Annotated in this window: 5 protein-coding genes and 1 tRNA gene; 4 read left to right on the plus strand and 2 right to left on the minus strand. The window is 37.6% G+C overall.

Annotated features, from left to right (window positions below; genetic code table 11):
• Positions 1 to 199 precede the first annotated feature (199 nt).
• The 3 genes from FW781_RS15595 to FW781_RS15605 all read left to right on the plus strand — a co-directional run bounded on the left by FW781_RS15595 (position 200) and on the right by FW781_RS15605 (position 5,431).
• Positions 200 to 1,249 (plus strand): AraC family transcriptional regulator, encoded by a 1,050-nt coding sequence (locus FW781_RS15595; RefSeq protein ID WP_149388269.1) that lies wholly within the window; start codon positions 200 to 202, stop codon positions 1,247 to 1,249.
• 135 nt (positions 1,250 to 1,384) lie between these two features.
• Entirely contained in the window at positions 1,385 to 4,231 is a 2,847-nt protein-coding gene (locus tag FW781_RS15600; protein WP_149388270.1) for a TonB-dependent receptor, read from the plus strand.
• Positions 4,232 to 4,249: 18 nt separating this feature from the next.
• Positions 4,250 to 5,431, plus strand: a complete 1,182-nt coding sequence (locus tag FW781_RS15605) for a phosphatidylinositol-specific phospholipase C domain-containing protein (protein WP_149388271.1) — start codon at positions 4,250 to 4,252, stop codon at positions 5,429 to 5,431.
• A gap of 74 nt (positions 5,432 to 5,505) precedes the next feature.
• Here the strand turns inward: FW781_RS15605 and FW781_RS15610 are convergent, their stop codons facing one another.
• A complete protein-coding gene (locus FW781_RS15610) occupies positions 5,506 to 5,832 on the minus strand; it encodes a winged helix-turn-helix transcriptional regulator (RefSeq protein ID WP_149388272.1) in 327 nt (108 codons plus the stop codon).
• A gap of 622 nt (positions 5,833 to 6,454) precedes the next feature.
• Here FW781_RS15610 and FW781_RS15615 point away from each other — a divergent pair.
• The gene (locus tag FW781_RS15615) at positions 6,455 to 11,074 is read left to right on the plus strand and encodes a T9SS type A sorting domain-containing protein (RefSeq protein ID WP_172625739.1); all 4,620 of its coding nucleotides are present in this window, start codon (positions 6,455 to 6,457) and stop codon (positions 11,072 to 11,074) included.
• Between the two features lie 163 nt (positions 11,075 to 11,237).
• On the opposite strand, the gene FW781_RS15620 is transcribed toward FW781_RS15615, so the two are convergent.
• A tRNA-Asp gene (locus FW781_RS15620) sits at positions 11,238 to 11,311 on the minus strand.
• Position 11,312 lies beyond the last annotated feature (1 nt).

Raw genomic sequence — 11,312 nt, forward strand, 5'->3', positions numbered from 1 at the left:
GTAGTAATAAATTTTCTTTTTGACATCCAACTTATGCTTACTAGCTAAAATAGCAATATCCACTCAATATACAAAATCGGAAAAAATACCTGTCAGAATTTATATCTTACTTATTGTCTGTTTTCCAAGTTGATATTTAATAATTTGTTAAAGATGCCATACCCATATTATCTATAATTTTGAGAAAATATCAGTTATCATGTTATACATCATTATGGTAGTTGTACTACAGGCACTTATCACCCTTACTCTGCTGCTGTCTCTTATCAAAAACAGGGAATCTGTACTGAATATGCTGCTATTGTATATCGGAGTGGTCACGCTGGATATGGGATATGAATATTTCATCATCCAAAAATTCGGTTATGAATCTGTACTGTATGAAATTCCGGGAAGTCTTCGCGTTTTTAAAGGGCTTATTTTTCTCTATATCGCTACTCATTTAATTCATGCAAAATGGAGAGATAAGCTTAAATACCTTATCGTTCCGCTAACATTGGTTGTCATCCATCATGCCATTGCACTTTCTGCAAAGATGCTGGGCCTTTCCTGGGCAGATCTGGCTATCAGTTCATACAAATCCTATTTTGTTTATTACAGTTATTATTGGATTGCGTGCCTTGTTTTATGTATTTATTTACTGACAAGATACCGCAAAAACATTACTCATCCTGCAGCCGGCAATTTCCGTTATCTTGTGGGTTATGTATTGTTGGGAGTATTGATATTCTGGGCGGTTTACAAACTGGGATGGGATACTCTGATTTATCAGAAAATCTACAGCCTTCTTTTTCTCTTCCAGTTCGGATGGATTTTGTACGTTTATATTTTAACGTACCAGCACAAACTTCAGGAACAGCAAAATATATCACATTCTTCTGCCCCTAAAGAAACCTATCTGTATAAAGATCTTTCAAAAATAGATTTTGACTCTGTGCAAAGTGCCATTACTTCTTTCTATCAGGAAAGTCATGATTATCTGGATGAGGAATTTACTTTAGATCAGCTCTCGGGCTATCTGAAAATAAGCAAGGCAGATTTAAGCATTACTTTTAATAAACATCTTCATTCCAATTTTCACGAATATACCAACAGAAACCGTATACAGCACTTTAAACAGATCTTATCGGAAGATCCTTCAGCCAGTGTTACAGATCTTGCATTTCAATGTGGTTTTAAATCCAAATCTACTTTTTATAAATATTTTAAAAAGGAATTCGATTGTCTTCCTTCTCAGCTTGTTCATTAGTTACAATTATTTAACATTAGCAACTTATTGATTTACAACACAGTTCACCTCGAACTCAACAGAAGAAGTTGCATAAAATTTAAATGAACCAAAACTTTTGAGGGAGCTGACATCTTTGCACCAAACTTTATAAGGATGTCACGAGAAAGACTTTTTTTAACAAAAACAGCATTTTTTCTTCTTGGGCCTTTGGCCTTTGCACAAACCAGCGTTCACGGAACTGTAGTAGACAGCCAGGGAAACCTTCCCAACGCCCTGGTTTATATTGAAAACAGCGGACAGAAGGTAACTTCCGATACCGATGGTTCTTTTGTTCTTACTCCTATTTATGACGGCAGTTATAAGCTTGTTGTGGAATATAAGGGATATGATAATGTTTATATTCCTTTTACGGTTACCGATAAAAAAGAAGTAGACCTTGGTTTAATTAAATTCGGAGCTAAGTTTAAAGAAAACAATCTTCAGGAAATTGTGGTTACCAGTGTGTATAAAGCATCACAGGCCAGAGCAATTACCATGAAGAAAAACTCCAACACAATTACAGAAGTACTGTCTGCCGATGCCATCGGGAAACTACCGGATCGTAATGCTGCAGATGCCGTACAGCGTATGCAGGGAGTATCTATTGAAAGGGATATGGGTGAAGGACGTTTTGTTGCCGTAAGAGGAACGCCTATACAATGGACCTCTTCCACCCTGAATGGCAACAGAATGCCAAGTGCCAGCGGTGACAATGCCAACCGTGGAGTTCAGATGGATATCTTCCCTTCAGAACTTATTCAGAATGTCCGCTTGTCCAAAGCCCTGACTCCGGATCTTGATGGAGATGCTATTGGCGGAAATGTGGATTTTATCACGAAAACCTCACCCAATAAAGAAACTTTGGCTGTAAGTATGGCTTCCGGATATGTCAACATGTCAAAATCTCCAAGTTACAACACATCTATTGTCTATGGAAATAAAATTACCGATAAGCTGAAATTCATTACCTCAGCAGTGATCTGGGAGCGTTCTACGGCTATTGACCAGATGAGAAATATTTATAACTATGGACTGAAAGATAAAACAGCCTCTTATTCCATCAATCAGCTTCAACTTCGTGATTATCTGGCGAACCGGAGAACGCTGGGATTCAATTTAGGCTTGGATTATGAGATAGACAGCAGAAATAAATTATATGCAAAAGCACTATACAGCCAATATAAAGACGGTCAATCTGTAAGGGAAACCTATTTTAATTTTGACAGTAAAAATGTTCTTCTTCAGGCTCGGCATGCGGATTATCTTACAGACCTTTATTCTATGCAGGTAGGCGGCAATCATCAGGTAGGACAGCGTATGGAGGTGAACTGGTCCTTATCCAAAGCACGCTCTGAGTTTAAATTCAATTCCCCTGACAATCTTGAAGAAGATCAAAGAGGCTACCCTATTATTAATTTCACACAAGCCATGACCTATGGGAATCTTTCTACTGACGGAAGAAAGTATATGGCGATGGATGCTCCGGATGGCATTGGTGATACCGGAAGATATACCCTGCCTTATAACCAACAGTCAATTGCAGCAGATAAACTCAAATTGAATCAGATTATCCTGAGCCAGAACCACAACAGTGAAACCGACCTCAGAGGGCAAATTGATATTAAATATAAAGCTGCTGATAATTTTGAAATTAAATTCGGGAGCAAATACAACAATAAGAACAAGATCGTCAACAGTTCTGTGCTTGTTTGGATGCCAAAATCATCATTGGGGATTCCAGGAACTCCGGTCACTTATCTAAATCAGCTTGAGCGTGAAGCTTTTCAATATAAAGGAGGTTTTATGAACCCTTTGGGCAATCCTTACAATGCGGTAATCATCGATCAGATTACCAATGCGCAGATCGATCAGATGTACAATCCGGGTACACAAAACAGTCTGGGACTGATGCAGGTGAGCGGCAAAGACAGCAATTCGAATATTACAAGTTCCTACAGAGGTACTGAAAATGTATGGGCGGCATATCTGATGGGAACCTGGAAGATTTCGGACCAGCTCCAGATATTGGGAGGTTTCAGAAATGAATATAATGACGTTACCTTCTGGGGCAAAAAAGTAATCTCTGATAAAGACAATAAAACAGAAGACATTAAAGACAATAAAACTTATAATGTAGTGCTTCCTATGGTGAATATGAAATGGAATATCAGCAGTGACCGCATCCTGAGACTGGCCTACACCCGTTCTTTTGCAAGGCCGGATTTCAATGATCTGAACCCCGGAACCATCGTCAATGATATTACCAACACCATCACCCAGGGAAATACCAAACTGGATCCTACGTTTTCAAATAACTTTGATCTTATGTTTGAGAACTATTTCGGAAAACTGGATCTGATAACGGCCGGAGTATTCTATAAAGATATTACCAATCTTATCTATAAAGACCAGTCTGTGGTAGATCTCGCAGGAAGAACTTATACTTTTACAGCTCCTAAAAACCTGGAAGGAGCAAAGCTTTTCGGTTTTGAATTCGGAATATCCAAACGTTTTGAAAATCTGCCCGGATTTTTGAAAAATATTGGTTTTGAAGGGAATTACACCTATATCTCTTCCAAAATGAATATGCCGGTGTACGAAAACGGCAAACAGACCGGAACCATGTCTACCACAATCCCCAATCAGGCAAAACATATTTTCAATACCATTCTGTTCTATGAAACCAGTAAACTCATGATCCGTCTGGCCGGAAATTATAAAGGAAATTATGTAAGCGAAATCAGAGCCGCTGCAGGTGCAGATCATTATCAGTATTTTGATAAAAACTTTACGATAGATCTGTCCACTTCTTACAGTCTTACAAAGAAAGTCCGTCTGTTTATAGAGCTGAACAATATTTTTAATGAACCCAACCGCTATTATATGGGAACAAAAGATCGCGTAGAAAATATTTCTTACTCAGGAATACGGGGGCAGCTGGGATTCAATTTTAATTTTTAATCAAAAGTTTTTATTCATATGAAAAAGTATATGTATGGAGCTGCATTTTGTATGACAGCACTGCTGCAGGCACAGGATAAATGCCAGAATATAAGAATCAATCAACTTCAGATTGTAGGAACTCATAATTCATACGCACAGCCCGCAGACCCTAAAGTGCTGGATCTGGTAACTCCTATCATCAGCGGAATGATGCAGAAATACAACAGGATGATGTCTGAAGAGCAAAAAGCCAAATTTAAAGAGTATCACCCTTACGGAATGGACTTGAAAGAAGGACTGAATTATAATCATCCTGACTTCACAGAACAGCTCAACGCCAATCTTAGAGGCCTGGAAATAGATGTCTATTATGACCCGGAAGGAGGCAGATTCAGCCATCCTGCCACGTATGAAATATTAAAGGCAAAAGGAGTAACAGATCTGGCTTCTTTTAATACAACAGGGATGGATAAGCCTGGTTTTAAAGTATTGCATATGGCAGATATTGATTTCAGAACTCATTATCCAACTTTGAAAGATGCGCTTACCGCTCTTAAAACATGGTCTGATCAACATCCTGATCACACTCCGGTTTTTATGATGATCGAAGCCAAAGATTCAGGTTTCCCGATTCTTGAAAACAGTACAAAAGTCCTGCCTTTTGATAAAAAAGCCTACGATGATCTGGATGGAGAAATTGTAAAATACCTTGGAAAGGACAAGATCATCACTCCAAAAGAAGTTCAGGGTAAATACCCTACACTCAGAGAAGCTGTAACCCACAATAACTGGCCTAAACTGAACGACAGCAAAGGAAAATTCATTTTCATGCTGCTTCCCGGAAGTGCGGGAACTTTATCTTCAAAAAATAATCCTTACCTCATAGGCGGTTCATTAAAGGAAAGAGTCATGTTCCTGAACAGTGAACCTGATGATTCTTTCGCAGGATTTATCCTTCGGGATAACGCCATCGTAAGGCAGAAAGAGATACAGAATCTGGTAAAACAGGGCTTTATGGTCAGAACCAGATCAGATATTGAAACCTACGAAGCAAAAACTAATGATTTTACACGATCTAAGGCAGCATCCAGCAGCGGTGCCCAGGTAATTTCCACCGACTTTTTCCGCCCGGGAAATACTTATGGAACACCTTATTTTGTACAGCCGCCACAAGGGAAAGATTATCTTAACAACCCTTTAAACTCTTCATGTAAATAAATATAAGCCGGTTCTGAACGAACCGGCTTTTTAATTATCATCTGCTCTACCTGAGGGCAAATAATTTTTCGTTTTTATACCAAACCTTCCAACTGTTGAAAAATAGGGATCAATGCTTGTCCTTTTTTAGTAAGATTATATTCTACGTGCAAAGGTTTCTGCCTGATGACTACCCTCTCCAACAAATTCATTTCTTCCAGTTCTCTCAATGCAATGGATAGTGATTGTTTATTAGCCCCTTCTATATCACGCAGCAAACTACTGAAACGTAAAGTTGATTTGGATGCAAGAATGAATATTTCCAGTTTTAACTTACCTGAAAGTGCTTTTAAAAACTTCTGTACAGGGCATATTTCTTCCCCATCAGCAGAGCTGTTATTAGTCAGATTTTTTTGACTCATTGTGTGTTTTTTTTAATATAGTAACTTTGCAAACATAATAGTTATTAATAAATTAATATAATCTTATTCAAACATTTAACAAAAAACATTAAGGAAAGCGCAAAAAACTTTTTAGAAATTTCTCATTAAAAAACATCTGTTTCTGAAATGTTTCTTCCTAATTTGTTCTGATTGTAAGTTTGCATAATTGTATAATTGATTATCAATTATTTTTAATAAAAACTAAAAACCTAGAAACACAAACATGAAAAAAGACCTTTATTTCCAATCCGGGCTGCAATATATTCTATTGTTCCAGCCTATACTCCACCACAAGGCAACATGATCCGACAGACCAGGAATGATCATTTAAACCAAAAAACGGCATTGCTGTAACAACTTACTCATCTGATCTGGATTCCCTATCGTGATTTCATAATGAAAAAGAAATGGTTGTAGTGAATAATCGGTTCTACAAGTTCGATACAATAATTAACAGTTTAATTTTCGACAAACGACCATTTTAAAGTAGATCTACTTTATTATACTTCTTCAATAGTCTATGATTGAGAATCTGCAAATACCGTAGAATTTGAATACAAGTTATTCATAGGATCAAATATTAATCTAAAAAAACATGTGTATGAGAAAAAAAACCTTCTTATCAATCTGGGCTGTATTATGCTCAGCAGCATCCGTTTATGCCTCTCCACGGGGCGACACGGAATGGCATTTTCGTAATTCCCCCATTATTTTGGGAAGTTACATTCCTGTGACGACCTACAATTTTGATCTGGATCCTTTGATTGTAATTTCACAAAATGCGAATGAAAAAGGAGCCGTTGTCATGAGCGGCCAGCTCCACAAACCTGTCACCACCAGTGACATTCTGATTTCCGTAAAATATCAGAATTCCCAGGGAGAATGGATCAGTGCATGGTGTAAAACATTGTATGCCAGTAACCAGTATGATGAAAATCTTAATGCAACATTTGAATTGCCTGCTTCTGTAAACAGTACATACAATTTAAAAGTTGAGCTAGGCTCAGAAACCAACAGCTTCTCCGGCATCACATGGAATAAGGCGGTGAGCCATTACAAATTCGGAGATTATACAGCCACAGCTTGTGAGCTGGATGAAAACGAATACACAATACTTTTCACCCCGAAAAAAAGCGGTACGGTATTGTTTAATCCTAACGGAACTGTTTCTGGTGTAAAAGACAGGGTAAAATCACAGCATTTGACAAAGAAACTTGACGATATTGTTTTATCAGTCAATGCAAATGGTACATTAGATAATACGAATACCAATGCTCCTGTCATCAACATTGAAAATCCTAATAATCTCGGGACGATTGTCAGCTCACAGAAATACATCTACCAGGGCAGTGATACAAGCCCTTTTGAGTTTTCTTATCATGACCCTGTGTATGTATTTGCAGGCAAGTTTTCAAGTTCAGGCTTCTTTATTAACTTCAGTAACTGGTTTTTACCTCCTGAGGAGGGCGGAGAACCCTGGGGTAGAGGATATCTGGATTTTACAAACCCTAATGCTTTAGTTAACAGATATTACAACCTTTACAATTACATCAACGAGAAACTGACCGACATTATTGCGGACCAGGAGCCTGTAGTTATTGTTGTAAGCGAAATAACCGGTTTCAGGGTATATAAATCTACCGGACAGTATATCACTGTAAATGCATTAAGCAATTATAATACAGTGAACGATTTCGGTTACCCTCCTTTATATGACAAACAAAGAGGACCCGGCTCTGAAAATTTTTTCTTAAGCAATACTCCTCAAGCATCATTATATGGTATCGGAGCCATCAGAAACAGAAAAGTGCGTGCTGACTGGAACGGACCGATGAGGCCCCTTTCGGAAGTAGAAGCTGAAATCAAAAAATTCATAAAGTATGTAGGTATTTTTGGAAATACAACAGCATATGATTCAGCAGACTGCTCAAATAACTGCTTCGCAATCAATGCCGGAGCACAGCCTGACAATACAGTAGCAGACTGGACAAAAGCTCCTAACAGCTACATTTTCACAGGTAAAGATAAAGATGGCAATGATGTAGACGGGCTTTATATCCCTGTAAAAAAAGCCTACGAAATGTGGCGAAGCGGCAATTATATGAAAGGAATCGACATACCTTCCGGACCTATAACTGCAGATGTCTTGTGGGAAGATACTATGGGATTGATAAAATCTAAAGAAAATTATACTCTGGACATTATAGGATCAGATGAAAATGCAAAAATAAAAGTACCTGTAAACAAAGTAAAAAAAGGAAATGCGGTTGTTGCTTTTAAGGTAAATGGAGAAGTGTTCTGGTCATGGCATGTCTGGGTAACAGATGACCCAACAAATGGCTCTACCTATAAAAGTTATGATGATGTAAAAAGACAGTTAAGCGACGGAACTGTAGAGACTATTCCTAATTCTGAATGGGGATGGATGGACAGAAACCTTGGTGCAATAGGAAATTCCCTTAATGGAAATGGATGGCACAGAAATGGAGGACTTCTATACCAATGGGGAAGAAAAGATCCTTTCCCTTCTTTAACTTACACTGATACCAGTTTTTATCAGGTTACAGGAAGCTTAGGGAAAGTTGTTTATGATGATGCAATACCAAGATTAAAATTTACCAACAGTCCTTTTAATGATTATAAAAATTTTAATGATCTGAGGTTATTTGTAAATAAATCAGCTGCAAACATAACGGACAATATTAGATCATCGGTTAAAAACCCTTTAAGTCTGATATACGTTAATGATGATAATACCACTACTCCTTCCGTTTATGGAACGATTAGTAATATTCCTTACTATTACAACTGGTTTGGACAGGTGCCGGGATTACAGACTAATGAGTTAAGTAAAGTTAACTTATGGTCAGATAACTCTCAGGGAGTACAGGCAGCCGATATTTCAGTGCCACAGCCCTATAGAAATAAATCATCTTATGACCCTTGTCCTAACGGATGGAGACTACCTTCGGTTTTAGTTGCATCTTCAACCAAAAACGTAAGAATGGATTTTACACCTTTTGGAGCTAAAGTAAACAGTCCATTATCAGCATTGAATGGAGTTCAGTCAAATATTCCTCCAGGATTATCTAATTTAAAAGGATATCTTGCTGGTATAAAAGTATATCCTCAGTATGGTTTCGATATGACGAATGTAGCTGGCAACAATATCGGGATATTCCCGGGAACCGGATGGATTGGAAGAGGAGCCGCTTCAGATGCCAGATATCATACTAAAGCAACATTTACGGATCAGCTTGAAACTTACCTATGGACATCTACAATGACTACTTTTGGTAATTATTCATCATTAGCAAGCTCATTAAGATTAATTCCAGCTGCTGACCAGATCGTCAATAACTACCGACCTGATGCTGCCAATTATCCTAATGTTTATGGTTTGTATAGTTACAGGCCTTCCGATGATTATTCAACCAACAACGCACATGCGTGCAGATGTATTAAAGATCCGTTATTTATAAAAAATAATTATAAATTCGATACGACCTTCTTTACTGAAACTGAAACCTATAAAACAGGATTAGACAACCCTAATACCTATATGCTTACAAAATCTACTGCAGATCAGATCGTTTCGGTACCGGTAAGTAAAGCTTTTTCCGTACAGAGTAATTATTTAGGAAATACTCAGATTCTTAATACAACAAGTTTTAATGACTTAAAAGCAAATATACTTTGGACGGATAATCCAGGTTTAATTACACAATTAACCCTCGACAATACTTCTTCCAAAGAGGCAAATATCAATGTGAAAGTAAATGCAAACCAATCAGGAAATGCTGTACTGACCTTACACAATGGTTCAATAAGCAATCCTGTATACTGGAGCTGGCATATCTGGGTGACCAATACATCCGTAAATTCCTTTACCCATGTAAACGATACCCCTATCACCACTGATAATTATGTAAATTATACCCAATACGGAACTATCCTGAAAACCACTATTATGGATAGGAACATAGGGGCTGTTGAGGCAATGCCAAGTCCATATAACCCAACTATTGTCGCTCAGGTAAATCAGCTCAACGGTTCACAAGGACTACATTATCAATGGGGAAGAAAAGATCCTCTGCCTATATTCAATAATATTAATGGTACTAAATACAATATATTCTTAGGTACTACCAATAATAGTGGTGCTGTAACGTATTCAACTTTTACAGAGGCAAACTATAATTCAAGTAATATTGTAAACTACAATACGTACAAGAGCAGCATTACTGCAACAGATAAAATAGATGTGAGAATAGAAAAAATTCTTGGATATTCCGTTGCAAATCCATTAAAATTAATGATGCCGGTGACTGCATATCCGTATCGTGGAGATAACACGCCTCATTATACTCTTGCTTCAGATTGGTTATTTGATACCCAATATCAGGGATTATATGATGAAAGATGGGGAATAGGTGGTAAAAAGTCTGTATTTGACCCTTGTCCGAATGGATGGAGAATTCCCGAAGTGTTAGGTAAAGGTTCAAACAAAACTTCTCCCTGGAGTCTGAAAAGCAATCCTGAAGCACTCAGAACTATTGACGGTACAGAAGCAGGTTATTACGGAGCGCCTATCTATAGCGTAACAGCACCAAGTTTCTGGGGTAAAACGGTAGGATACTCCTTTACCAACAGTTTATATAATATAGGAAATTATCCAAAGGCCGTTAGCAGAGGAAGCAGAAGTGTAATGTATGCAGGCGCATTAAGTACAGCTGTTGGCGCATCAGGAGGAATATGGTATGCTAATTTGAACGGTGAAATGACAGGAAGATCTACTTATATGTATTTTGATATTTATAGCAGAAACAATGTAAAAAACACCGACGTAGATCCCTTTGCATCTTTGAGCTGCAGATGTGTGAAACAGGAAGATCTTGGAACTCCAAGAGGTCCGCTGCCAGGTATTCCTGTAACACCAAACACAGGTTTTCAGGCCAGAACGGCTTTCAGTAAAACGGTTATCGAGGAAAAAGTAAAAGATGATAAGCTTATTTTATACCCTAATCCTGTAAAAGATATCCTATATATTGAAGCAAAAGATGATAAGGATTATTATTATCAGATTTATAATATGTCCGGACAGCTGATGAAAGAAGGTAAATTTATCAATAAACAAACAGATGTTACTTCATTATTGACCGGAGCTTATCTGGTAAGAATCAACAATTCTGAAACTATTGTAAAAATTATTAAAAAGTAAATTATAAACAATACTTTAAAGCAACGATGGCCGGAATTTCTTCCGGCCATTTTTATTTATGTTTAAATATATAAAAGTAGATAAAGTTTTACCATTTTTGAGGCAGCAATTTTTATCAAGGGAATAAACAAAAAAAAATCTTCTAGAAATAGAAGATTTTTTGCGATCCGGACGGGACTCGAACCCGCGACCTCCGCCGTGACAGGGCGGCATTCTAACCAGCTGAACTACCGGATCA

This window comes from Chryseobacterium panacisoli (genome assembly GCF_008274625.1).
Lineage (GTDB): Bacteria > Bacteroidota > Bacteroidia > Flavobacteriales > Weeksellaceae > Chryseobacterium > Chryseobacterium panacisoli.

Excerpts from the sequence above, each read along its gene's own strand:
- FW781_RS15600 (WP_149388270.1), top strand. The coding sequence starts at position 1,385 with ATGTCACGAGAAAGACTTTTTTTAACAAAAACAGCATTTTTTCTTCTT.
- FW781_RS15610 (WP_149388272.1), bottom strand. The coding sequence starts at position 5,832 with ATGAGTCAAAAAAATCTGACTAATAACAGCTCTGCTGATGGGGAAGAA.
- FW781_RS15615 (WP_172625739.1), top strand. The coding sequence starts at position 6,455 with ATGAGAAAAAAAACCTTCTTATCAATCTGGGCTGTATTATGCTCAGCA.
- FW781_RS15605 (WP_149388271.1), top strand. The coding sequence starts at position 4,250 with ATGAAAAAGTATATGTATGGAGCTGCATTTTGTATGACAGCACTGCTG.
- FW781_RS15595 (WP_149388269.1), top strand. The coding sequence starts at position 200 with ATGTTATACATCATTATGGTAGTTGTACTACAGGCACTTATCACCCTT.